The sequence below is a fragment of the Streptomyces rugosispiralis genome, from assembly GCF_024505145.1.
In the GTDB taxonomy this organism is placed as follows: Bacteria; Actinomycetota; Actinomycetes; order Streptomycetales; family Streptomycetaceae; genus Streptomyces; species Streptomyces rugosispiralis.
Window position 1 is genome coordinate 82,675 of the sequence record NZ_JANIAA010000001.1, and the last position, 24,376, is coordinate 107,050.

A 24,376-nucleotide genomic window follows, 5' to 3' on the forward strand; every position below is an offset into this window, starting at 1 on the left:
GCGCGTACCCGCTCATGACTACCGTGGGTCGCCCCCTGCCGAAAGAACACGGAGCCAATCATGAAGGAACTCGTGCGAGCGGCCGCCGTCCAGGCGGAGCCCGTCTGGTTCGACGCGTCTGGTACCACTGGGAAGACGATCACGTTGATCGAGGAGGCGGCGCGAGGCGGCGCCGAGATCGTCGCCTTCCCCGAGGTCTGGATCCCCGGCTACCCCGCCTTCATGGTGTTTGCCGGCGAGGCCGAGTTGCCGCTGGTGGCGGAATACCGGGTCAACGCCATCTCGATCGACGGACCTGAGCTCGGCGCGATTCGTCACGCGGCGGCCGAGAACCACATCATGGTGGGGCTCGGGTTCGCCGAACGCGCCGGCCGCTCCCTCTACATGTCCCAGGCGGTGATCTCGAGCACCGGCGAATTGCGGATTGCGCGGCGGAAGCTCAAGCCGACCCACCGCGAACGGGCACTGTACGGCCAGGGCGACGGCAGCGACTTGCAAGTCATCGACACCCCCCTCGGCCGCGTCGGCGCGCTGATGTGCTGGGAGCACCTGCAGCCATTCAACAAGATGGCGATGATCGCCGAGGGCGAGCAGATCCACATCTCGTCATGGCCGATACTCGACTTCTTCGGCGCCAGCATGATGTCGAGCGAGACAATCGCCGTAGTCAACCGCGCGTACGCGATGGAATCCGGCGCCTTCGTGCTCATGGCCTCTCAGACCATCTCCGCGGCCGGCCGGGCCGCGATGAGCCGGCACGGCGTGGAACTCCCGGAATTCCAGGGAGGCGGTGCGGCATGCATCATCGCGCCGGACACGACGGTTCTCACCGAACGGCTCGCGCCGGACGCGGAGGGCATCGTCTACGCGGACCTTCCCATGAGACTGCTCGAGATCTCGAACTACCTGACGGACCCTGCCGGTCATTACAGCCGCCCCGACGTGTACCGCTTCACGATCGATCGCACCCGGCGCCGCTCCGTGGAGTACCTCGACGATGCCCTGGCGCGATCGAACGAACGGACATCCACGGCTCCCACTGGGAAGGACGACCCAGCCGAGGCGACCGCACCGGTGGCCTGAACCTGTTCTCTCCGGCCAGGCCCTCCGGCCAGGCCCTCCGGCCAGGCCCTCCGCTCAGGCTGAGCGGAGGGCGAGGTGCTGACGTCGCCAGGCACTCGGGGTGACGTAGTACGTCCTTTTGAATGCGCGGACGAACGTCGAGAAGTCACCGAAGCCGCACTCGGCGGCGACCGTACTCAACAACAGGTCGGTCTGTTCGATCAGCTGCCGGGCACGGCGTAGCCGAGCCGAACGGATGCGCTCGGCCGGGGTCGCCCCAACGCTGGCGAAAGTACTGTAGACAAGGCGAGTCGAGACGCTGAAATGGCCTGCCAGCGTCGGCACGTCGAGCCCCGGATCGGAGCAATGCCGATCGATGTGGTTCTGCATCCGCCCAAGCAGCGCCGAGTGACTTGGGTCGCTTCCCTCGGCGCCTGACCTCAGCAGGGACGCCAGCAGGTCGAGAAGCGTACCCGTGACCACAGCTTGACCGTCCCAGTCCAACTGCGGCGCTTCCTCGCGAGCCGACTCGAGGAGCGCTACGCACACACGCAGCAACGGCTCCCCCTTAAACGGCCGGATGACGAAGCGCCGCAGTTCCGAGTCGCTTACGGGCAGCAGCTCCCGGGGCATTTGAACCAGGTAGCCGTCGTTGCCGTTGGAGAACTCGAACCCGGCGGGGCGGTCCGTGGTGTAGACGGTCGCGGACAGCCCGTCCAGTCGGCAGTCGCGATCACCCTGCGATACTCGGCCCGCACCCGCGATGTTGAGCTGGAAGATCGCGAAGCCGTCGTCACTGGACGTGATATCGCGTGCCGTACGCCGAATCGCCGACGCTGCCGCCGAGGCCCTCGTTATCCGCACGTCGTCGCCCAGATCCCGACGATCGACCGAGGCGTGGAAGTCACTCGCGATTCGCTGCACACCCAGCGGAACGATCTCCGTAGTGATCGCAGCCGCCCACTCCTCCGCGGACCGGATCTCAATCATCGACGCGTGCGGCCTCCCCTACGAGGGCGTCCGACTCGTCAGTCACAGATCCTCCGACATGGCGCTGGGTAAAAGCCAGAATGCTCAACACAGGTTGAGATCATCTCGGAGAGCGACGGATACTCGCAATGCGAGGCGGCCGGATCGACCGCGACCAGCCCAGGAGCCGGCGTGCACAGGTCACGACGGCGTGCGGGCATCGCACACGAGCCCTCCCCCGGGATCAGCCCGGACCCGCAGCCCCTCTATGTGGCGACTATGTGGCGACGCGCCCCCGCGCGAACACCTTCGCCGTCTCGGTCACCCGGCGGCCCAGATGTTCGGCCGTGGCCACATCGGCCTTGTGCACGGCTTCTGGGCCCTGATCGCTGTTGGTCTGGGCGGCCGCACCGGTGAAGACGCCGAGGCGGTTGAGATCGTGCTCGGATCCCGTGCTGCTGTTCCAGCCGGGGTGCAGGCCGAGGTTGACCCAGTGCATGCCGTGCTGACCGGCGAGGATCTGGAAGAACTGCAGGGTGTGCAGCTTGTCGCCACTCTTCGAGGCGGAGTTGGTGAAGCCGGCCGCCAGCTTGTCCTTCCAGGCCAGCTGGAACCAGCGCTTGGAGGAGGCTTCGGCGAACACGTGGAAGGCGCCGGAGGCGGTGCCCATGTACGTGGGCGAACCGAAGACGATCGCGTCGGAGCGGTCCAGCGTCTCCCACTGCTCGTCGGTGATCTCGTCCACCTTGATCACATGCACCTCGGCGCCGGCCTCGGCCGCGCCGGCACGGACGGCTTCGGCGATCACAGCGGTGTGGCCGTAGCCGGAGTGGTACGCGATGGACACTACAGGGGTGGTCACGGTGAATTACTCCTCTGATGGCACTCGAACAACCCGAACGGCAGCTCGAAGGCAATGACCACAGGAAAGCACTAACTTTTGGTTAGCGCAACCTGATGGCTAGCGCTGCACTCACCCATGCCCACCCGAACCCGCGCCGCCCTCAACGGCTTCCCATCGGTGAGGGCGGGCTTCGCCCGCCCTCACAGCGGCTTCGAAACATCGCCAGGACTCCGGAGCCGTGTACTCCGGGCCTGGTTTCCGAGCCGGACCCTCAGCCGTTGGCCAGGGTGCGATCGAGGAGGGGCAGCAGGCGGTCCCAATGGCGCTGCAGCGCGGTGGGGTTGAAGGCGTCGGTGTCGGACATCGTGAAGCCGTGGACGGTACCGGGGTAGATCTCGGAGGAGTAGCCGACACCGGCGGCGTCCAGGGCCTGGTTGAGCTGGCCGAGGGCCTCGGGCGTCATGTCGGTTTCGGCATGGCCGAGGTGGACCTCGGCGGTGAGCGTGGAGAGGAGGCGGCGCCTGTCGGGCCCGTCGGCGCCCACAGGCCCGTGGAATCCGGCGACGGCGGCCACCTGGCCGGGGTGGGCCGCGGCGGTGCGCATCGCCAGGAGGCCGCCTATGCAGTAGCCAGTCACCGCGACCGGACCGGCGCCGACCTCGGGCTGGGTGGTGAGGAACCTGATGTAGGCGTCGGCGTCGCTCAGGACACGTTCGGGGGTGTGCGCCTCGATCAAGGGCATCAGCTGGGCGAAGACCGCGTGCCGGGCCTCTTCTCCGATGTGCTCGGGAAGTTCGATCACCGGTGCCGGGCCGTGCCGGTAGAAGAAGTTGGGGACGAGCACGTAGTACCCGTGCCCGGCCAGTTCGCAGGCCATCTCCCGCAGCACGGGCCGGATGCCGAAACCGTCCGCGTACATCAGCACCCCTGGATGCCGCCGGCCACGGTCGGGAAGGGCGGCGAAAGCGTCGGCCTGGCCGTCCGAGGTGGGAATGTGCACCATCTTGGTGAGCATGAGTTCTCCTGTCGTGGTTGACGTGTCGAGCTGTGATCAACACGACAGGAGGCGGAGCCCGCGCAACAGCGCCAGATCCTCGATCCAACAGCGGGCCCGCACCGGCCCGCACGGCGCTCAGAGGAGCGCCGGGTCACCAATCCGTGTGTGGCGCAAGGCCGTCCCGGTAGTCATCGCCGCACAACGTAGCCCACCGGACAGGGTCGATACCAGCCCTCCCCCAATCCACAGTCCACAGCGCCGTTCGCGAGAATGATCATTGCCAGCACCTCGGATCCCGAACCCGGCCGACGTGCTGCCCGTGACAGCGATGTCGCCGGCTCGCAGGGAGTTCATCCGGTGGGTCGAGTGGATGTGCCGTCCTGGGCAACGGCCTCGAAAGAGGCATGGGCTGCTGCGTTTGGTGGCGATGTTGCAGGAGCCCTGTTCTCGGCGTGTTCTCGGAGGGCCTGCCCGAAGGGCTCTGGAACGGGGACCGGGCCGTGTTCGCCGAAGCTGCATCCCACCCCGGTCATTAGCAACCCGGGTTGACTATCTTCGTTAGTCAACTACAGTTGCTTGCATGTCTGTCGGCAAGAATTCTCTTCCTCATGAGCCCGCTGACGCCCTGGCGGCTGTCGTGGCGTTGCGGCGCCTTGCCGATCAACTGGAGGACGCCGCTGTCGAGCAGGCCATGCGGGCGGGCTGGAGCTGGCCGCAGGTCTCCGAGGCGCTCGGTGTCACCCGCCAGGCCGTCCACAAGAAGCACGCCAAGCGGCTCATCGCCGCCGGAGTCAAGCTGAGGAGGCGCGGCGATGAGCGCGTTTGACAAGTACCTGCATGCGGTCATCGTGCGGGCGATGGACGAAGCTCAGGATGATGGGTCGGCGACGATCGACGCGCATCATCTTCTGTTGTCGCTCGCCGCCGATCAGGGGTCTACCGCTCAGCAGGTGCTGGCCTCGGTCGGGCTCGACCGCGCCGCCGTCCGCGAGGCACTGGATCGAGAGTTCGAGCACAGCCTGAGCATGGTTGGGGTGTCTCCGGCCGCCTACGATCTTCCCAGGCCGAGCCGCGCTTCCCAGCAGCCCAAGATGGGTGCGTCCGCCAGACTCGCACTGGAGCGGAGCTTCGCCTCCGCTCGCAAGAAGGACCTGCGGTCAGCGCATCTGCTGCTCGGGATCCTGCAGGCGCAAATCGGCACCGTGCCACGTGCTCTCGCCTTGGCCGGTATCGATCAGGCCGAGCTGGCGGACCACGTACGGCAGACGCTCAACAGCCAGGATCAGTGACCACCGGAATCAGCTGACCCAGCCAGTTCGCCCGCGGCGTTGCCCTTGCCGCGATGTGCGGTGGGGCCGGTGGGCGTGCGCGATGGATCGCGCGCCGCACCGGGCGCCAATCCCCTGGTGAGAGCCGGTGGGCCAATGAATCACGCGGTGGATGAAGGCCGGGCGGTCATCTACGGGTCGCATACGACCAAGGAGGACCATATGCACCAACACACCGCTCGTACAGACAGCGGCCGACCGGGTACCGAACCGGCCAAAGCGGGGGGCGCGATATCCGAGTCCGCGCCGGTCTCAGAGGCCGAGGGCTACGAGGCCGCGAGCTACGAGGCGATCCAGCGCCTACTTCAGCAAGCCGTGGCTCAAGGCGGCATTCCCGGCATTGTTGCTGAGGCTTGCGACGGCGACCGGCAGTGGTTCGGGACCGCAGGAGTGGCCGACACCCGAACCGGCCGCAAGCGTTCACAGCAGGACCGGTTCCGCATCGGCAGCATCAGCAAGACGTTCGTGGCCACCGTCGTGCTGCAGCTGGCGGCGGAAGGCAGGCTGAGCCTGGACGACACCGCGGAACAGTGGCTGCCCGACGTGGTCCACGGCCATCACCACGACGGTGCCGGGGTGAACATCAGGATGCTGCTCAACCACACCAGCGGGATCTTCAACTACACCGATGACCAGGAAGCACTGAACCATTACGAGACACACCCGCCCGAGTCACTGGCGCAGATCGCCATGTCCCATCCGCCCACCTTCACACCGGGTTCGGGCTGGGCGTATTCCAACACCAACTACGTCCTCGCAGGCATGATCATCGAGCGGACCACCCGCCACGCACTTGCCGAGGAGGTCATGGAGCGGATCTCCCGCCCATTCGGCCTGGCTGGTACGTACCTGCCGCACGGCAGCGACCCGACGATCCACGGGCCACATTCCCAGCACTACACGAAGCTCTTCCAGACCGACCCCGGCGCGCCGGTCCACGACGCGACCGAACTCGATTCATCCATGTTCTGGGCGGCCGGCGGCATGATCTCCACCGCCGGGGACCTCAACCGGTTCTTCCGCGCCCTGCTGGGGGGCCGGATACTGCCTCCGGACCAACAACGCGACATGTTCACCACCGTGCCTACCCGCGACTGGATTCCCAACACCGCCTACGGCCTCGGCGTTTCCTCAGTGAGGCTGCCCTGCGGGGAAACGGTCTGGGGCATGGGGGGTGCGCTCTTCGGATCGTGGTCCTACGCCTACGGCGCTCGCAATGGTGAACAGATGGTCACCATCAACATCAACGGCGACTGGAGCAATGGAGGTTGGGACGACCCCATCGGAATCTTCACCGATCTACTCGAGGTGAAGTTCTGCCGCGGGGCGATACCTGAACGCCGGTCACGGGTCGGGCCTGCCGGCTCCTGATACTCACTCCCGCCCGCCGTCGTCCTCGTCCAGCTCCGGCGCACCCGGGTCGCGCAGCGGGCGCAGGCCGCCGTCGACCGGGTGGACGAGCGGAAGCTGTAGCGGCCGAGCACGTTGAGGTTGGCGTGCTCGAGCGGGCAGACGCGGGCGACGTCCTCGCCCATGACGTTGTGCTCACGCTCCTCGGCCGGCGAGTGCCCGCAACCCGCAGCTCCTCGATGGCGGCGTCCAGATAGCGACTCGTCCACAGCACGACGCGTTCAGCACCAGCCCGAGCGCGCCGAGTTGGTCCCCCTGGCCCGTCTTGTACGCCTGCTTGATCTGCCCCACTGGGTCGTCCCGGCTGCCGTCCGAAACCTCCTGCCATGGCACGCTCTCGCGCACGGCGAGCCAGCGCTCGAGGTGGTCCGGCGCGGGCCTGTCGGATCGTGTGCCACCGTCCGGCCGCAGCGACAGTGCGAGGCGCTCCGCGACATCCTCGACCAGCACCGGATCGGGACCGGTCCAGCTCGCGAACCGCCCGCCGATCGCCGCGTCGACCAGCTCCTGCGCGGGGTCGGGAGCGACCCCCCATCGGCTGAGGAACCAGGTGAGCACTTGACGGCAATGTCCGTGCCAGCCGCTGCCGCATCCGGTGCGGTCGGTCACCTGAATGATCAGGTTTCGGGCGGCGCGCTCCCACAGGATTCGCTGGTCCTCGACCTCGGTCAGGTCCAAGGGGTACGCGTCGAACCACCCGGCGAGACTCTCCAGCCACTCGCGCCACTCGCACAGTGCGGCGACGACACGGTCGAGCGTCTCCTGCGGTGTGGTGATCGAGTCCCGCGGGCAGCACCAGTTCCCGACGGGCCCTCCGTCGAAGTCGCCTTCGTCGTGCGCCCAGCGCCAGCCCACGGTCCAGCGGCCGTAGTGCTCTTGCAGCGGCGGTGACCTTTGGTGTGGCCGTCTGCGACTCGCGGACGGCCACACCCAAAAGGTCCACCGTCGGTGTACTGCGCTGGACGGCGACGATGCGCGTGCCCTTCCTCACGTCGCCGGTCTCGTCGACCCACCAGCACCCGTCCTCGTCGCGCAGATGCTCCAGCACGTACTCGGGCACGTACTCGCGCACGCCGTCGGCATCCCACCCGGCCCAGGCCGAGCAGGTGCTGTACACCGTTACCCGCTGCCACCACAAGATCTTCTGTCTTCACACACCGATGATCAGCGGTGACCGTACCCGTCAATCAGCCGACCTGCATTGAGCGCTCCAAGTGGTTGTGCCCGCGTTTCACGTCGAACGTCGAACGTCGTAGTCAGCACGGAAGCGCGGCCGCAACCCTTCACCTGGCCATTCCGGGCACCCAGGAGGCCATACCCTTTGACCTGCGCATATGCGCCTCTGAGGTACTCGTGGGCGATCGTCCGCCGTACGTCCGACATGCCGCCTCGCGCGTCGTGCTACCGAGTGCGCATCCGCCACACGCTTCATGCGTGAGCGATGAGTTCGGGCGGCGGATCGGGTCTGCCCTTACATGACTCGAATCATCGCTGACATCTCGGTCTCTCGCGACGGCTTCGTCACCGGGCCCGACCCCGGCCCGGACAAATGTCTGGGCACCGGCGGCGAGGCCCCGCACACCTGGGCGTATTCCGACGACCCCGACGACCGCCGGGTCCTGAGCGAGGGGACCGCCCGCTCGGGCGCCGTCGTCCTCGGCCGCCACCTCTTCGACGTTGTCGACGGGCCGAAAGGCTGGGACGACACGTCCGGCTACGGCACCGGCGAGGTCGGCACGCCCCCATTCGGCGTCGTGACGAGTTCGCCGCCGGAGTCGGTGCGGACAACCGACCTCGACCGGCCGTTCGTCACCACCCGTCTGCCCGACGCCGTCACCGCCGCGCCCGAGCGCGCCGAGGCGGCGTCGTCGGACAACGGCAAGGACCTCGACGCACCAGCCCTACGACGTCTTCCGGTGATCCGATGACCACTGTCAACGCCAATGAAATCGCCTTGGGCATCGAGTCGTTCGGTGACGACGACGCGCCACTCGTCCTGCTCGCGGGCGGGACGACGATGCTCTCCTGGCCCGACGCGCTTTGCGAGCGCCTCGCCGCAGGCGGGCGCCGTGTGGTGCGCTACGACCTGCGCGACAGCGGGGAGTCGACGACGACGGATCCGGAGGCGCCCGCCTATACCCTGCGCACCCTCGCCGCCGACGCGGCGGCCCTTGCTGACACGCTCGGCGGAGGACCTGCGCACCTCGCGGGAATTGGCGTCGGCGGGATGGTCGCCCAGGTGGCCGTGCTCGACCATCCGGGCGCGTTCTCGGCGCTCACCCTGGTCGGCACCCGCGCGGTTGCCCCTGGCCCGCCCGACGATGACCTCCCCGACCATGACCAGGCGACGATGAGCCAACTGTTCGCGCGTCCGATGCCCGATTGGACCGACCGCGAAGCGGTTGCGGAGTTCGCCGCCGCCGGCGCGGAGATCCTCGGCGACGACCCCGTCGCCGCGCACGCAATCGCCGCGCGCGTCTGGGACCGCACGCCCGGCACCGCACCCCCGGTCCAGATGGCCAACCAGATGGGCATGGTGTTTTCCAGGCTCGACTGCAAACCCCGCTGGCGCGAGCGCCTGCCCGAGATCGAGGTCCCCACGCTCGTCGTCCACGGCCGCCGCAACCGCTTCTTCCCCGTCGGCAACAGCGAGGCGATCGCGCGCGAGATCACCGGGGCACGGCTGCTCGTCCTCCAGGAGGCCGCCACTGCGATCCCCGAGGCGGCGGTCGGCGAGGTCGCCGAGGCGATGCTCACGCTCGGATAGAGGACGGCGGGTGCCGCGCCGGTCTGGCCTCCACGCGACAGTGGACGTCGGAGGCTCAATCCGGCCGCGCGCCCGCGATCGGCACGATTCCAACCCACGGTTCCTCCAGAACGCTTCCTCTCGGTCCGTGTCCCGTAAACCCACGGCTTCTGCCGTCCGCGCTCCACGTCGAACGTCGTAGTCAACACGGAAGCGCGGCCACAACCAACTGGAGCACGCCCGACCACACGCCCCCAACAGCAAGATCACGATCTGCGGCTGGAGTGCTGGTACTCCAGCCGCAGATTGCTATTTTCCTCTGGTCAGGGGCGTGTCCGTGAGCTGCACTCGCCTGACGCGCTGTCAGGCTCTGTGGGTTCGTTACGCCATGCCCCTTACGCCCGGGGCGGGCTGCCGGCCCTCGCGCGGCTATCCGCACGCCATGTCGTCTCCGCTCGTCACTCTACGCTCCTGCTCGGCCTTCCCAGCCGGCGTCCCATCGGGCCCCATGGCCCTGCGCGCCGCGAAGCCGACCGCTCTCATCTGACCGGAACTACGCCTCTCGATAGTCATGCGACGCATTGACCCCACAGCGCCATCGCGGTTGCATGCTTGTGGCCCTCCGGTGGGGAGCCGGAGAGAAGGACCAAGTCCTGTCTGAGGGGGAAAAATGCGAGGAAACGCGAATCGGAGCGCCACCAGACGCGTGCGGGCCGCCTTAAGCACGACGGTCGTGGTCTGCGCGGTCACGGCGGCGCTACCCGGAGCCGCTTCGGCTGAGCCCATGACCGTGCCGGCCGTCGCGAGCAACGGCGGAGCCGGGGTCGAGCGGATCAGTGTCGCGACCGACGGCACCCAGGGCGACGGCGACTCCACCGGCGCCACGATCACGACCGACGGCCGACGTATCGCCTTCTCGTCGTTGGCGAATAACCTCACCCCCGCCAACCCGGTGACGTGGGAAAGGGTGTTCGTCCGCGACCCGGGGGCGGGACAGACCACGCTCATGAGCAGCATTACCCCAACGAATCAGGGCCCGGTGATCAGCGGTGACGGGCAATACGCTGCCTTTTGGGGGCTGTTGCAACGAGACACGAAGTCCTTCCTGTCCCAGGTGAGCTCGGGAAGCACGATCGGCATCAACTGCCCGGGCCTCAGCTGCAGCCAGCCGTCGCTGAGCACGGACAGCCGCTACATCGCCCAGGTCGCCACCTTCAACCGGCCGCCGTCCCGGCAGCGCATCGAGGTACGGGACTGGCGCGCCGACACCACAAAGACCGTCGCCGAATTCGGCCACACCCGCCCGGCCCGGCCGTCCATCAGCGGCGACGGCCGCTTTGTCGCCTACCAGGACGGCCAGGCGGAAGACGTCTTGGTATGGGACCGGACCAGCGGCACCTCCTCCGGCCCGGTCGAGGGCCCGTCCAAGGCGGCGACACTCGTCCAGCTCAGCAAGGACGGCAGCAAGGTCGTCTACCTCTCGGGCACCGACACCTACGTCCACGACGTGCCCTCGGGCACCGACCAACTGGTGCCGAACGTGCGGGGCGTGGCCGTCGATCCCACCGGCCGCTATCTGCTGTACGCCCCACACGACACGAACGGACCGTCGCTCACGCTGCGCGACCTGGAGACGGGCACCGACGAGATCGTCTCGAACCAGCCCGCCTCGGCCGGGACCGACGCGGTCACCGCCGGTGGGCGCGACGTGGTCTTCCATTCCACGGCCGACGACATCGTGCCCGGCGACACCAACGGCAAGTCGGACGTCTTCATCCGCCACTTCTACTGAATCATTGCCAGCGTGGCGGCCGCGGCAGCGGCCCAGCGACGCGAGTACCACGAGGGACCGTCAGCGCCAGCAGGGGCTGTCGGCGCGGATCGTCGGACGCACCGGCCGCGCGCATGGAGATGGAGTTCGAGGAGTTCGCCCGGAGTGAGGTCGGGCGATGAGACTCGCCGCCCGAGCAGAGGCACTGGTCCGCGCGTCCCGGGCCCGGATAGTTCGCGGACGGTGAAGGCGCGGATGGCCCGCCCTCTCCGAACGGCCAGGGCCGGCTCATAGCACGCTGCGTGATCAACCGCGCTGGCGGAGGTGGCGATGGGGACGCAGCCGCGATCACGTGGAGCTGGGGCGGGGCGCGGGAGAAGAACGCCGACAGCGATCACGTAGCGGGCGCGGTCCGTGGAGCGGAAAGTCCGCTGCCCTGGTGCCGTCACACACCAGGGCAGCGGGGCTAGTGGATCCTCATGGCACAGCTGGGCGCTGGTCAGCCGATGGGGTTGGCGAAGGTGTCGGGATGGGTGGCGCTGCGCTGGTCGACGAGACTGTCGCTCTCCCAGGGCACTCGATCTTGAAGGCCCTGGTCTCGTCGGGCGGGGTGATCTCGACCCAGGCCGGCTGGTAGAAGCCCTCTTCCTCCCCGGTGAAGGCGAGGTTGAGGGTGAACTCCGTGCTCTGGCCCGCCTCCACCTCCGCCGAGCTCCACTTCTGCGAGGAGCGGACCAGCGACCAGCGCTCGCCGCCGTTCACCGAGGTCAGGTCCGCCCTCGGTGGCGCCCCGCCCAACGCCCGACTGCTCCCCACATCGCCCGCCTCCGAACCCCCTCGGCCTTGGCATCGGAACCCTGCGCACCGCCGGAAGATCCCGAGGAGCCACCGGCCCCCGCCGGGGCCGCCTCGGCCCGGCCCGCCGACTTCGCGTCACCGGAGTCCGAGCCGTTGCAGGCCGTCAAGGTCAGGGCGGCAGCCGCGGTCAGGACCTCGGCAGCGACACGCATGGTGCGACGGCGGGCGATGCGTGCAGTGGAGTCGGAACGCATTTCAGGTCCCCAAGAGCGGTCGGTGTCGTGGTCTGCTCGGTACGACAACAACTCTGACCGGAGCCGCTACCGCAACACCGCCGCCCCACTAACGTCCGGCTAACACGACAGTGACCAGGGAAAAGACGCCAAGGGCAGGCCCGTCCCCGCCATGGCGGCGAGCAGCGGCAGGTCGATCAGGGAGCCGACGCCAGTGCGCCCGAAGGGCACCGCCCGCCGTGCCATCGGCCTGGACCGGAACCGGTCCATCACACCGAACCAGCGGCGGTTCTGCTCGGTCGCATACGCCCGTCGCACCTCCGCGCTAGCCGCGCTAGCCGCGCTGGCCGCGCTAGCCGCGCTGGCCGCCCTAGCCGCGCTGGCCGCCCTAGCCGCGCTGGCCGCGCTGGCCGCTGAAGCTGACCCAGCCGCATCACCGGTATCGGAACAGTGCGGGCCCACACCTCCCGGTGCCTGACTGAGCAACGTGCGATGGAGCAACGCCAGGCTTGTCCCGAACCATCAGGACGACGGTGTGCTGGTAGGTCGAGGTCTACCATCCAAAAGACCTCGACATGCTCCACGCCGTCTTCGCCGCTCCCTGTCCGACCATGTTCTGCCGTCTCGATGAACTCGGTCCGGAAGCCGTCGGGCAACGCCTCGAGCCGGATCAGGCGGTAATCGAGTGTCGGCACCCAGCCGCGTTCACCGATTAGCGGCCAGCACTGCCGCGAGGCCCTCTTGCAGATCCTTGACGAAATACTCGGGGACCTCCAGCGACGGGAAATGTCCCCCGGCTTCGGGCGACCTCCATCGGACGATCTGCCGGTACCGCTCCTGTGCCCAGGGGCGCGGGCACTTCTCGATGTCGCGGGGATACATACTGATTGCCGACGGGACGTCGACCCGAAGTTCTGGGTCGAGCGAGTTGTGGCTTTCGTAGTAAATGCGGGCCGACGATGCGCCGGTCCGCGTCAGCCAATACAGGGTGACGTTGTCAAGAACCCTGTCCCTGGAAATTTTCTCGAACGGGCTGTCTTCGGTGTCTGACCACTCGGCGAACTTGTCGAGGATCCAGGCGAGAAGCCCGACCGGCGAATCGACGAGCGAGTAGCCGATGGTCTGCGGTCGGGTCGCCTGCTGCTTCGCGTAGGCCGCGCGGTGGCGCCAGAAATCGCGGGTTTCCTCGGTCCACTTGCGCTCGACCGCCGTCAGCCCGTCCGTTGTCAACCCGGGCGGTGCCTCCGCGAACGTTGTATGGATGCCGAGAACGTGCGCCGGGAACCTGCCGCCGATAACCGTGGTGATATTACCTCCCCAGTCGCCGCCCTGGGCTGCGAATTTGCTGTAGCCGAGCCTTCCCATCAGTTCCACCCATGCGGCCGCGATCTTTTCGGTCCCCCACCCGGTGGTGGTCGGCTTGTCGCTGTAGCCAAAGCCTGGTAGCGACGGAGCCACGACGTGGAACGCTGGCGCGTCTGCATCTTTCGGATCTGCCAGTTCGTCTACTACATCGATGAACTCAGCAATGCTGCCTGGCCAGCCGTGCGTCAAGATCAAAGGCGTGGCATCTGCTCGCGCGGATCGGCGGTGCAGGAAGTGGATTCCCAGATCGTCAATGGTCGTGCGGAACTGGCCGATCCGGTTAAGGCGCTCTTCGAACGACCGCCAGTTGTACCCGGTGCGCCAGTAGTCCACGACATCAACGAGGTCGGCGAGAGGAACACCCTGTCCCCATCGGCGAGGGTCAGGCGCGACGCGATAGACCGTCTCGGCCTCCGGCAGCCGTGCCGCGGCCAGTCGCGCGTGTAGATCGTCGAGGTCAGCGTCGGTTGCGTGGGCTTCAAATGCTTGTACGTCGCTGGTTGGACGGGACATGAAACCTCCTGGCCATCGCGGAACCGGCTAAGGCGGTTCTAGCATGTCTTCATGACGGCCTGCAACCAGCTAAGGTGGTTCCATGCATGCTGGGTTCCCTGACTTTCGCCTCGGTAAGGTGCTGGCGACCAGCTTCACCGGGACTCTGTCGGAGCGACGTGGCAACGCCGTGGAGCGCATTCCCACGCCGCACCGACTCGTCGACTGGCTGACAGTGAACGGCCTCGCCGTGGACTCCTGCACCACTGCCCAGCTCGACCTCGCTCGGGAACTGAGGGAGTCGATCCACGCCGCCGCGACAGCGGCCGCGGTCCAGGACGCTCTCCCCGCATCCGCTCTCCAAGTCATCAATGACCGCAGCGCTCAGGGTCGGGCCGCAGCGATCCTGACGGCCGAGGGCAAGCGGCAATGGCGGCTCAGCTCGGCTTCCTGCGTGGAAGATGCCCTCGGTGTGATCGCCGCCGACGCGATCAGCATCATCGCAGGCGAACGAGACGGAAAATTGGCCTTGTGCGCATCACCAACCTGCCAAGCCGCCTTCTTCGACACCAGCCAAAGTCGCACCCGCAAATGGTGTGAAATGAACACGTGCGGGAATCGCCAGAAGAAGGCGCGCTTCCATGCCAACCAGCGCAAAAACCCCAGATCAGCGGAGTGATCGTTACCCTCGGTACATCCAAGTGGGCCCCATGCCTGCGATACATCTGTCGCGTTTGCCGAAAATGTGGGTCGGAGGGCGTGGTGCGGTACCCAGTCACGCGGCGACTGGCGCATGAGCCGTTCGGACACGCCACGACGCTGCTGGTACAGGTACGCCGCTATCGGTGCGACTTGTGCGAGAGGACGTGGCGGCAGGACACCTCGAAGGTGGCCGCGCCTCACCGTAAGTCGCGTCGCCGCGGGGCTGGGGGCCTGGTATACCGCGAACAGTGCGATCCTCGCCGAAGGCAAGCGACGTCTGATCGAGGCCCCTCACCGGTTCGACGGCGTCACCACGATCGGGGTGCACGAGCATGCTGGAGGCACACCAGGTTTGGCGACCCGGCGAGGCGGCTGGATCGAAGTGATCGCGAGGATGGGTTCACCGGGTTCCGGACGACCGCCGCCGCCGAAGAGCTCCAGGGAGTGTCTTCAAAGTCCCGTCTGCCCGGCGCTGTGTGGTGTGCACGCTCCCTAGGGCATTCCGGGAGGGACGGGCTCCTCGGTACCGCGCCGCGCCACGAACACGAACTCCCTGCCCGGACGGTCGGGTGCGTCGCGTACGTCCTCGACGACGAAGCCGTGCTCGTGCAAGTCCCGTTCGATCTCCGCACGTTCGCGGAAGCGAAGTGTCGATTCCGAGGTCAGTACCTCCCCGTCCGTAGCGAACACATGTGTACCCCGGAAGCTCACCAGCGGCAGGCTGACGTCCGTCAGCTCGGCCCAGGTCTCGACGTGACCGACGCCCGGGATGTCCGTCATGCGGTACGTGGTCTCGCGCGTCCACTCCGCCCACTCCTCCCACACGCGCTGCGCCGGATCGCGCGTCTCGAAGACAAGCCGCCCGCCGGGCCGCAGCGCCTCGTACGCGCCGCGCAGCGTCGTACGCCACGCCTGCGGATCGGCGATCGCCTGGGCGACGTTTGCGGTCATCGTCACCAGGTCGATCTGCATGGGCGGCAGGTCCCCCGCGTCGCCGTCGAGCCAGCGCACCCGCTCCGCGCCCGGCTTGCCACGCGCGACATCGACGGACGCCCGCGCGGGATCGATCCCGGTGACCGTAGTCCCGCGGTCGGCGAGGAGCAGCGCGAACACGCCCGTACCGCACCCGATGTCCAGCACGGACCGCGCGCCGAACTCCTCCACCATCGCGAGATACGCGTCGAGATCGCTGCGGTCCGGATCGAGTGGGTCGTAGATGGCGGCGAGGCGCGGATGCCCGAACATTGCGTCAACCATGGAGGCGACCGTATGTGGCCCGAGCCCGCACCGCCACTGCTTTGAGGGTTACGGCGCCAAGCGGGCGCGGCGAAGTACACCGCTGATCCCGGCGCCCCCCTACCGGGTTCATTGCAGGCGATGTCCTTTTCACGCACCGGAGTTGGACCGGTCACGGCGTCTATGAGGTGTCCTTTGCCGTGTGACTGGATCACGCGTTGCAAGCGCAGGATCTCGCCGTGTGCGGCGGCCAGTCGCTGCCCGAGTTCCTGGACGCGCTCGCGGTGTACGCCGAGACGTAGAGGTTCGACTGGGGGTTCGGGGTCACGTCGATCCGTACATATCCCGGGCGGACGAACCTCGAGAAGTGCGCGATGGCCGCGCCGCGCTTGCTGATTCGCCCGTCTTCCCTCATCGGGCCGTAGCTACGCCGGATGTACCACCACACATACGCCTGGAACTCGGCATCCACCAGGGCACGGTGAATGTGCTCCCCCACATCGAGCGCTTGGGGCCAGAGGTCCGCCGAATCGCTGCTGTTGGGGTAGTAGACCTCGGTCATCCAGAGTTCCTTTCCCCTGCCCTTTTCCTTGAAGAGGGGGTAGGGAAAGTTCTGGTATGGCGTGCCGTAGAGGTGAGCCCCGAGAATGTCCAGGTTGGCAAGGGCTCCCGAGTCGTTGAGAATCGGGTCCGAGAAGCCCTTCACATACTGGAAGGACTCCGGCGCGATGACCTTGGTGCCGATCGAACCGGCATTCTCCCGGAGGAACCGGATCATCTCGCCCGGAGTCCACCACGTCCAGTCACGTGCGTAATCGGGCTCGTTCTGCACCGAGATCGCGTACAGGTTGACCCAGTGGACGGGGATTCTCAGCACGGTGAACCCGAGCTGCCCCTCGCCGTTGCCGAACGCCGTGTCCCTCTGGGCGGGTGTCAGGTCGTTGATCCAGAGCGTGTGGTTCATGCCACCGAAGCCACGGATGGTCTGCCGCCCCGCCGCCGGATCGACGATCACGTTGGCGGCCACCGCCGCGGATGCTCTCACCGCCGGGGTCGCGGACACGAGGACCGGTAGGGCACTCATCGTGGCCAGAACAGACCTCCGGCTCGGGAATTCGCGGTCCCGGCCCACGGATTCGCTCCGATGCGGCATCATGGATTTTCCCTCCTGAATGGTGTTGATCCGTGCTGCGCCGCGAGTCATCCGGGTGTGAGAACGAGGTTGTAGGCACCCAGATAGTCCTCGTTGTCGATGGGGATGGTGACGGTCCCGTTGACGACGGGATGCGTACGGGAGAAGACGGTGGCCGGGGCGGGGACGTTGGTGGTGCGTCCCGTGCTCCCGACGTGCGTGAGAGTGGCGGTGACCGAGGAGCCGTACTGGCTCAGCCCGGTGATCCGAATGATGTTGTTGCCCGCCTCCCCGCCGAAAACCAGGTTCAGGACCCGTCGGGACGCGTCATAGGCGGCGACACCATCGTTGTAGGTGGTGGGGGTGACCTTGACGATATTGCCCGTCTGGTCGCCGTACCACTTGTACATCCAGTAGGACGCGGTCGGCTTGTTGTCGTGGAGCAGGCCGTTCAGCGTCCCGGACTCGTACCAGAACGCGCGCTCGGCATCGCGCACGCCTTCCCGCTCGAACTGGGCGATGTAGTGGTTGACACTGCTGGGCACGTCGATCTCGTCAGGGGTGGCGTACTCGTTGATCGAGATGGGCCGCGGCGTGATTCCCAGCTCCTTCTCCAGCGCCCGGTAGGCCCGGACGTCACCGGTCACCCTCTGATAGCCGGACAGCTCGTGCCAGCAGATGACGTCGGGCAGGGTGTTCGACGCCTTCGCCGCGGTGAGGAACGACCGCATCCAGCCGGCGTTCCATGAGGAGATGCTGGGACCGAGGATGGGCGTACTCGGGTCGCTTCCGCGGATCTGCCGGTAGGTGCGGGCCCAGCCGTCGTTGAAGGTTCCGGCGGAGCCGGGCCAGGTCCAGTCGGGTTCGTTCCAGGGCTCCCAGGCGTTGATGTTGGTGATGTCCGGCCGCGCCCTGACCGCGGCGATCATCTTGTCCACTCGGGAGAGCCAGTCCGGCCAGCCTCCCCAGCGGTAGGGGAAGCCGTCGTAGATGTCCGCCATGTCGATGGTCATCTTCGCCCCGGCGGCCATCGCCGTGGGCGCCACGACCAGCGCGTCGCCGACCGGGACGGGTGAGCCGTTCGGCCGGTGCTCGGTTCCGGGCGGGGGCTGCCGAAGCTGGTTGAGGCGCAGCGGCGTCAATGCGGACGACGGCGGGTTGGCCGCGTCCTTGAGGCCGTAGAGGCTTCCGGACCCGACCCGGGTCACCGGGCGCACGACGGTGCCCGCGTCGACGGCAAGGGTGCTGCCGCGCGTGGTGGCCGAAACCGGCGTCACCGCCGGACCGGTCGCCGTGGCGAGAGTGGCTACGACAACGACCGCGAGCCATACGAGAGTTCGCGAGCGCACGGTGACAGGCGTGCTGGTCATGGAGCCTCCTGGTCCGGGACGAACACGCGTCTGTCAGTCGGACGTGGCGCGAGGACGCCGGACAGCGGGGCGTTCCGGCGCGGACTCACATACGGCTCCGGGACTGGGCAGCCGCTGCCCCGGAAGCCACTGATGCGGTGCTCACGGCGCCGGCCCTGGCAACCGTGGAACCGTCCGAGAGTGGGCGTCGGGGTGCGGCGGCCCCAGTCGCGTCAGGACTTGGTGTTCCGCCCCTCCTGGCCTCTTGTGTGAACGGTCACACCACCGCATGATTGTGGTGACGGAATCCGAAGTGTCAATAGCCATCGCAGCCCGGATTTCTCCGGGCCCGTTACGCCCGGCCGGAGGCCCGGCGGCCACGCGGGGTGATCGCTGCCCATGCGTCCAGGAGCAGGTGAGTGACCGGTCACATGCGCTCCGCACCTTCGAGGAGCCGGCCATGCCGCGGGACGGCCGCCGCCTTCCCGGCGTCTCCCCCGTCACCGCCTGCCACGTCACATGGGGCCGGTGGCGCGTGGACGTCCGTTCGCGCGCGGGCCGTTGCTTCCCCTCGTGATCTCACGTCCGGGGCCGGCACGAGCTGATGCACACCACTCCTGACAGCGCAGGCGCCCCCACCGTGACCATCCGCGATGTCGCACGGGTGGCCGGGGTCTCGTACCAGACGGTCTCCCGTGTGATCAACGGGCATGCCTCCGTGGCCGATGCCACCCGTCGCCGGGTCGAGGACGCCATCGACTCGCTCGGCTTCCGGCCCAACCGCGCGGCCCGCGAACTCGCGGGCAAGGCCGCCCGCTCGCTGACCGTCCTCACCAGCGACACCAGCCTGTACGGGGCCGCCTCGACCCTGCGCGGCATCGAAGAAGCCGCCCGAACCGCCTGCTTCGCCGTCGCCGTGACCGTGCTGGACCGCCACGCCGTCCCGGACCGGGACGAGTTGCGCACCCGCCTGGCACGGCCCGGGGAACCCGTCGTGGTCATCGCTTTCGACGCTCCGGGGGTGCACGCCCTGCGGCTGCTGCCCGCGGACACTCCGGTGGTGGCCGCCATCGAGCGCCCCTCCGACGGCGAAGCGGTCTCCACCCGGTCGCAGGCCTGGCTGGACGACCGGATCGCCGCCGCTCGGGCCACCCGCCATCTGCTGGGCCTTGGCCACCGCACCGTGCACTACCTGGCGCTGCCGTCCTCCACCGCTCAGGTGGCCCAGCGCACCCTGGGCTGGCTGGACGGGCTGCGCGCGGCCGGTGCCCCGGAGCCACCCGAGGTGGAGGGAGGCTGGACGCCGCGCACCGGCTACCTCGCCGCGCGGGAGCTGGTCGCGAACCCGTCGGTGACCGCCGTGCTGTGCGGCAACGACGACGTGGCCGCGGGGGTGATGCGAGCGGCCCGCGAAGCCGGCCGGCACATCCCCGGCGACCTGAGCGTGGCCGGTTTCGACGACGTGCCCCTCGCGGCCTTCCTCGCACCCGCGCTGACCACCGTCCGCCTCGACTTCGAGGGGCTCGGCCGCACCTGCTTCGGGCTGCTGCACCGGCTGCTGGATCCCTCGGCGCCCGCCCCCGACCCCTGCGACGAGCCCGCCCTCGTCGTCCGCGAAAGCACCGGCCCGCGCCGCGGCACGAGCGGCTGAACGACAGGCGGAGAACCAGCCGCCGTCCGCACGCGCCGAGAGCCGGGTGCCGCATCGGCCGTTCCAGGCTTGGTTTCGGCCCTCGTCCGCCATTGTCGGTTCATTGGCGCGAGAGGTGTTGACGTCCCTCACCACCCGCCTATCATCCATGCTTGTCCGAGTATCCGATTGCTGTTCGATATCTCGAATCGCAACCGGGTGGACCGGTTTGTGTCGGCCCCACAGACCAGCGCTCAAAGCCGTATCCGGTGCGATGTGCCCACCGCGCCACCGCGCCACAGTCCGAGGGGACGGGCGCCGCGGCAGCTGTGACCAGCCGATACAGGGAGTTGCCCATGCCCCCACAGCCAGCAGGACCGCCGCTCCCCAGGTGCTCCGCGTCATCGCTCCTGTGGCACTTCCGACCACCACAAAGGAGAACGATCCTCCATGTCCTGGCTCCATCATGAGCACAGTCGCCGCAAGGCGCTGGCGACGGCCACCGGCCTGGTGGCGGGAGCCGCCCTGCCCGTCTCCGCCACCGCCTCGCCCCACGACCCCGCCGGGGCCACCCTCACAGCCGCCGCCCAGTTCACGAATCCGGTGATCTGGCAGGACTTCGCGGACATCGACATCATCCGCGTCGGTAACGCCTACTACTACTCGGCCTCCACGATGCACTACTCACCGGGGGCGCCCATCCTCCGCTCGTACGACCTCGTGAACTGGGAGTTCGCCGGCCACTCGGTGCCGGTGCTGGATTTCGGGCCCCAGTACGACCTCAACGGTTCCCGCGCGTACGTCAGGGGCATCTGGGCCTCGTCCCTGGCCTACCGTCCGAGTAACCGGACGTTCTACTGGCTCGGCCAAATCGACTTCGCCAAGACCTACATCTACACCGCCACCTCTGTGGAAGGGCCGTGGAGCAGGCTCACCACGATCAACAACGCCTATTACGACGCGGGTCTGCTCATCGACAGCGACGACACCATGTACGTGTCGTACGGGAACACCGCGATCAGCGTGGCCCAGCTCTCCGCCGACGGGCGTAACCAGGTCCGTGCGCAGCAGGTGTTCACCACGCCGTCGAGCGTGGGGACGCTGGAGGGTTCCCGCTTCTACAAGATCAATGGGAACTACTACATCTTCCTCACCCGTCCGGCGAACGGTCAGTACATCCTGAAGTCGACGAGCGGCCCGTTCGGGCCCTACACGATGCGGCAGGTCCTGCTCGACCTGCGCGGGCCGGTCTCCGGCGGCGGGGTGCCACACCAGGGCGGGCTCGTGCAAACCCCCAGCGGTGCCTGGTATTACCTGGCCTTCGTGGACGCCTACCCCGGCGGCCGGATCCCCGTGCTGGCCCCGGTCACCTGGACCTCCGACGGCTGGCCGGTGGTGCAGCTGGTGAACGGTGCCTGGGGCGCGTCGTATCCCGGCCCGGCCGCCGTCCCGGCCCCCTCCCTCCAGGCCGCCCCGCTGACCGGCGTCGACACCTTCGACGGTACGTCCCTGAAGTCGGCGTGGGAGTGGAACCACAACCCGGACAACACCAAGTGGTCGGTCAGCAATGGCCTGACCTTGCGCACCGCGACGGTCACGAACGACCTGTACTGGGCCCGCAATACCCTCACCCACCGCATCCAGGGGCCCACCTCCACCGCCACCATCCAGCTCGACCACTCCGCGATGAGAGACGGCGACCGGGCCGGACTGGCGCTGCTGCGCGACTCGTCCGCGTGGATCGGGGTGAAACGGGACGGCGGCGCGTCCCGGGTGGTAATGGTGAGCGGGCTGACCATGGACGGCAATTGGAACACCACCGGCACCGGAACGGAACTCGCGAGCGCCGCCGCCCAGGGCGGCCGCATATGGCTGCGCGCCATCGCCGACATCCGCCCCGGCGCTGGACGACCGGGTACCTTCTCCTACAGCACCGACGGCACCAACTTCATCCGCCTCGGGCCCTCTTTCACCATGGGCAACGACTGGCGGTTCTTCATGGGCTACCGGTACGCCATCTTCAACTACGCCGCCCAAGCACTCGGCGGCTCGGTCAAAGTCACCCGCTTCGAACTCGCCACGCCCTGACCGGTCCAGTCCTGTCCGGGCACCGTCCTCACATGGGCGCGAACGCACTCGTACAGCCATTTTTGGGAGCGCTCCCAATCCGTCCCTCAAGGTTTCCGACCCCCAAGGAGAGAGATGAAGCTTCAGTATCGACGGGGCCGAGCCCGAGCCTCGGTGTTAGGGCTCGTGGTCGTCGGCGTCATGACGGTGTCAGGGACCGCCACCGCCGCACCCGTCAACGCGGCCGGCTCCGCCCAGGCTTCCACCCTGGGCGCCCAGGCCGCCCAGTCCGGCCGGTACTTCGGGGCCGCCGTGGCCGCCGGCAAGCTCGGCGACGGCACGTACTCGACCATCCTGAACCGTGAGTTCAACATGGTCACACCCGAGAACGAGATGAAGTGGGACACCACCGAGCGGTCCCGTGGCTCGTTCAACTTCGGCCCCGCCGACCAGATCGTGAACCACGCCACCTCGCACGGACAGCGCGTACGCGGCCACACCCTGGTCTGGCACTCCCAGCTGCCCAGCTGGGTCAGCTCCATCGGCGACGCGAACACCCTGCGCGACGTGATGAACAACCACATCACCACCCAGATGGCCCATTACAAGGGCAAGGTCTACGCCTGGGACGTGGTCAACGAGGCGTTCGCCGACGGCGGCAGCGGCCAGCACCGCCCCTCGGTCTTCCAGAACCTGCTGGGCGATGGCTTCATCGAGCAGGCCTTCCGCACCGCGCGCTCGGCCGACCCGGCGGCCAAGCTCTGCTACAACGACTACAACATCGAGAACTGGAGCGACGCCAAGACCCAGGGCGTCTACCGCATGGTCCGCGACTTCATGTCACGCGGTGTCCCCATCGACTGCGTCGGCTTCCAGGCCCACTTCGGCACCGGCGGCCCCCCGGCGAGTTTCCAGACCACCCTGTCCAGCTTCGCCGCCCTCGGTGTGGATGTGCAGATCACCGAACTGGACATCGCCCAGGCGCCGTCGACCGCGTACGCGAACACGGTCAGGGCCTGCATGAACGTCTCGCGCTGCACCGGCATCACCGTCTGGGGCATCCGGGACACCGACTCCTGGCGCGCCGGGGAGAAGCCGCTGCTCTTCGACGGCAGCGGCAACAAGAAGGCCGCGTACAACGCCGCCCTGACCGCCCTGGGTGGCACACCCGCCGCCCGGACCACGGCCTCACCGGCGTCCCCCGCCTCGTCCCCCGCATCGTCCGCCTCCCCGGCCGCCTCGCTGCCGTCCAGCTTCCGATGGAGCTCCAGCGGTTCGCTGATCGCGCCGAAACCGGACGCCACCCACAACATCGCCGGGCTCAAGGACCCGACCGTGGTCTACCACAACGGCAAGTGGCACGTGTTCGCCAGCGTCGCCAGTTCTTCCGGGTACGGCCTGGTGTACCTGAACTTCACCGACTGGTCCCAGGCCGCCTCCGCACCGCACTACTACCTCGATCGCGGCGCCATCGGTGCCGGATACCGGGCCGCACCCCAGGTGTTCTACTTCGCCCCGCAGAAGACCTGGTATCTCGTCTACCAGACCGGCAACGCCTCGTACTCCACGAACACCGACATCAGCAACCCCAACGGCTGGAGCGCCCCGCGCAACTTCTACTCCTCGATGCCGGACATCATCCGTCAGAACATCGGCAACGGCTACTGGGTCGACATGTGGGTCATCTGCGACAGCGCCAACTGCTACCTGTTCTCCTCCGACGACAACGGGCACCTGTACCGCTCGCAGACCACCCTCGCCCAGTTCCCGAACGGGTTCACCAACACCGTCATCGCCGCCCAGGACTCCAACAAGTACGCCCTGTTCGAAGCGAGCAACGTCTACAAGGTGCAGGACAGCAACCAGTACCTGCTGATCGTCGAAGCCATCGGCTCGGACGGACGGCGCTACTTCCGCTCCTGGACCTCCGGCAGCATCGCCGGCTCCTGGACCCCGCTGGCCGCATCCGAGAGCAACCCGTTCGCACGGGCCTCCAGCACGGCGTTCACCTCCGGCGCCTGGACCAAGGACATCAGCCACGGAGAGATGATCCGCGCCGGAAACGACCAGACCCTCACCATCAACCCCTGCAAGATCCAGTACCTCTACCAGGGCCTCGACCCCAATGCCGGCGGCGACTACAACAGCCTGCCGTGGCGTCTCGGCCTCCTCGCCCAGACCAACTCCACCTGCTGACACAGGGCCTGTGATCTGCGCGTACGACACCAACCGGACAACTGAAGGA

At 67.8% G+C, this 24,376-nt stretch carries 18 protein-coding genes and 2 pseudogenes; 12 read left to right on the plus strand and 8 right to left on the minus strand.

Annotation, left to right across the window (positions count from 1 at the left end):
* Positions 1–60 precede the first annotated feature (60 nt).
* Positions 61–1,083, plus strand: a complete 1,023-nt coding sequence (locus tag NP777_RS00345) for a carbon-nitrogen hydrolase family protein (RefSeq protein WP_256647933.1) — start codon at positions 61–63, stop codon at positions 1,081–1,083.
* 54 nt (positions 1,084–1,137) lie between these two features.
* Here NP777_RS00345 and NP777_RS00350 read toward each other — a convergent pair whose 3' ends face one another.
* From NP777_RS00350 to NP777_RS00360, 3 genes are all read right to left on the minus strand, one after another.
* Positions 1,138–2,052: an AraC family transcriptional regulator gene (locus tag NP777_RS00350; RefSeq protein WP_256647934.1), complete on the minus strand. Its 915-nt coding sequence runs from the start codon at positions 2,050–2,052 to the stop codon at positions 1,138–1,140.
* Between the two features lie 256 nt (positions 2,053–2,308).
* Positions 2,309–2,893: a flavodoxin family protein gene (locus NP777_RS00355; RefSeq protein ID WP_256647935.1), complete on the minus strand. Its 585-nt coding sequence runs from the start codon at positions 2,891–2,893 to the stop codon at positions 2,309–2,311.
* Between the two features lie 253 nt (positions 2,894–3,146).
* The gene (locus NP777_RS00360; RefSeq protein ID WP_256647936.1) at positions 3,147–3,890 is read right to left on the minus strand and encodes a dienelactone hydrolase family protein; all 744 of its coding nucleotides are present in this window, start codon (positions 3,888–3,890) and stop codon (positions 3,147–3,149) included.
* Between the two features lie 562 nt (positions 3,891–4,452).
* On the opposite strand from NP777_RS00360, the gene NP777_RS00365 reads away from it, so the two are divergent.
* The 3 genes from NP777_RS00365 to NP777_RS00375 all read left to right on the plus strand — a co-directional run bounded on the left by NP777_RS00365 (position 4,453) and on the right by NP777_RS00375 (position 6,571).
* Positions 4,453–4,698 (plus strand): hypothetical protein, encoded by a 246-nt coding sequence (locus tag NP777_RS00365; RefSeq protein ID WP_256647937.1) that lies wholly within the window; start codon positions 4,453–4,455, stop codon positions 4,696–4,698.
* Positions 4,685–5,161, plus strand: a complete 477-nt coding sequence (locus tag NP777_RS00370) for a Clp protease N-terminal domain-containing protein (RefSeq protein WP_256647938.1) — start codon at positions 4,685–4,687, stop codon at positions 5,159–5,161. Before NP777_RS00365 ends, NP777_RS00370 begins: the two co-directional genes overlap by 14 nt.
* 201 nt (positions 5,162–5,362) lie before the next feature.
* Positions 5,363–6,571 carry a serine hydrolase domain-containing protein gene (locus NP777_RS00375; protein WP_256647939.1) on the plus strand — a complete coding sequence of 403 codons (1,209 nt, stop codon included), beginning with the start codon at positions 5,363–5,365 and terminating at the stop codon, positions 6,569–6,571.
* Positions 6,572–6,745: 174 nt separating this feature from the next.
* Here NP777_RS00375 and NP777_RS00380 read toward each other — a convergent pair whose 3' ends face one another.
* Positions 6,746–7,465 (minus strand): hypothetical protein, encoded by a 720-nt coding sequence (locus tag NP777_RS00380; protein WP_256647940.1) that lies wholly within the window; start codon positions 7,463–7,465, stop codon positions 6,746–6,748.
* A gap of 620 nt (positions 7,466–8,085) precedes the next feature.
* Between NP777_RS00380 and NP777_RS00390 the strand changes: the two are divergent.
* From NP777_RS00390 to NP777_RS00400, 3 genes and pseudogenes are all read left to right on the plus strand, one after another.
* A pseudogene (locus NP777_RS00390) lies at positions 8,086–8,502 on the plus strand (dihydrofolate reductase family protein); the annotation flags it as partial.
* A gap of 32 nt (positions 8,503–8,534) precedes the next feature.
* Positions 8,535–9,377, plus strand: a complete 843-nt coding sequence (locus NP777_RS00395; protein WP_256647942.1) for an alpha/beta fold hydrolase — start codon at positions 8,535–8,537, stop codon at positions 9,375–9,377.
* Positions 9,378–10,140: 763 nt separating this feature from the next.
* Positions 10,141–11,148, plus strand: a complete 1,008-nt coding sequence (locus tag NP777_RS00400; protein ID WP_256647943.1) for a hypothetical protein — start codon at positions 10,141–10,143, stop codon at positions 11,146–11,148.
* A 1,715-nt stretch (positions 11,149–12,863) separates the two neighbouring features.
* Here NP777_RS00400 and NP777_RS00410 read toward each other — a convergent pair.
* A complete protein-coding gene (locus NP777_RS00410) occupies positions 12,864–14,036 on the minus strand; it encodes an epoxide hydrolase family protein (RefSeq protein ID WP_256647944.1) in 1,173 nt (390 codons plus the stop codon).
* 82 nt (positions 14,037–14,118) lie between these two features.
* Here NP777_RS00410 and NP777_RS00415 point away from each other — a divergent pair, with 82 nt between their 5' ends.
* Both NP777_RS00415 and NP777_RS00420 read left to right on the plus strand, forming a co-directional pair.
* The gene (locus NP777_RS00415; protein ID WP_256647945.1) at positions 14,119–14,694 is read left to right on the plus strand and encodes a CGNR zinc finger domain-containing protein; all 576 of its coding nucleotides are present in this window, start codon (positions 14,119–14,121) and stop codon (positions 14,692–14,694) included.
* Between the two features lie 47 nt (positions 14,695–14,741).
* Positions 14,742–15,155, plus strand: a pseudogene (locus NP777_RS00420) (ISL3 family transposase); the annotation flags it as partial.
* A 54-nt stretch (positions 15,156–15,209) separates the two neighbouring features.
* Here NP777_RS00420 and NP777_RS00425 read toward each other — a convergent pair.
* From NP777_RS00425 to NP777_RS00435, 3 genes are all read right to left on the minus strand, one after another.
* The gene (locus tag NP777_RS00425; RefSeq protein ID WP_256647946.1) at positions 15,210–15,974 is read right to left on the minus strand and encodes a class I SAM-dependent methyltransferase; all 765 of its coding nucleotides are present in this window, start codon (positions 15,972–15,974) and stop codon (positions 15,210–15,212) included.
* Positions 15,975–16,164: 190 nt separating this feature from the next.
* Positions 16,165–16,980 carry a hypothetical protein gene (locus NP777_RS00430; RefSeq protein WP_308404986.1) on the minus strand — a complete coding sequence of 272 codons (816 nt, stop codon included), beginning with the start codon at positions 16,978–16,980 and terminating at the stop codon, positions 16,165–16,167.
* A 173-nt stretch (positions 16,981–17,153) separates the two neighbouring features.
* The gene (locus tag NP777_RS00435; RefSeq protein WP_256647947.1) at positions 17,154–18,455 is read right to left on the minus strand and encodes a hypothetical protein; all 1,302 of its coding nucleotides are present in this window, start codon (positions 18,453–18,455) and stop codon (positions 17,154–17,156) included.
* Between the two features lie 583 nt (positions 18,456–19,038).
* Here NP777_RS00435 and NP777_RS00440 point away from each other — a divergent pair.
* From NP777_RS00440 to NP777_RS00450, 3 genes are all read left to right on the plus strand, one after another.
* Positions 19,039–20,085 carry a LacI family DNA-binding transcriptional regulator gene (locus tag NP777_RS00440; RefSeq protein WP_256647948.1) on the plus strand — a complete coding sequence of 349 codons (1,047 nt, stop codon included), beginning with the start codon at positions 19,039–19,041 and terminating at the stop codon, positions 20,083–20,085.
* A 429-nt stretch (positions 20,086–20,514) separates the two neighbouring features.
* Positions 20,515–22,152: a glycoside hydrolase family 43 protein gene (locus NP777_RS00445; RefSeq protein ID WP_256647949.1), complete on the plus strand. Its 1,638-nt coding sequence runs from the start codon at positions 20,515–20,517 to the stop codon at positions 22,150–22,152.
* Positions 22,153–22,266: 114 nt separating this feature from the next.
* A complete protein-coding gene (locus NP777_RS00450; protein ID WP_391858430.1) occupies positions 22,267–24,327 on the plus strand; it encodes a non-reducing end alpha-L-arabinofuranosidase family hydrolase in 2,061 nt (686 codons plus the stop codon).
* Positions 24,328–24,376: the final 49 nt, after the last annotated feature.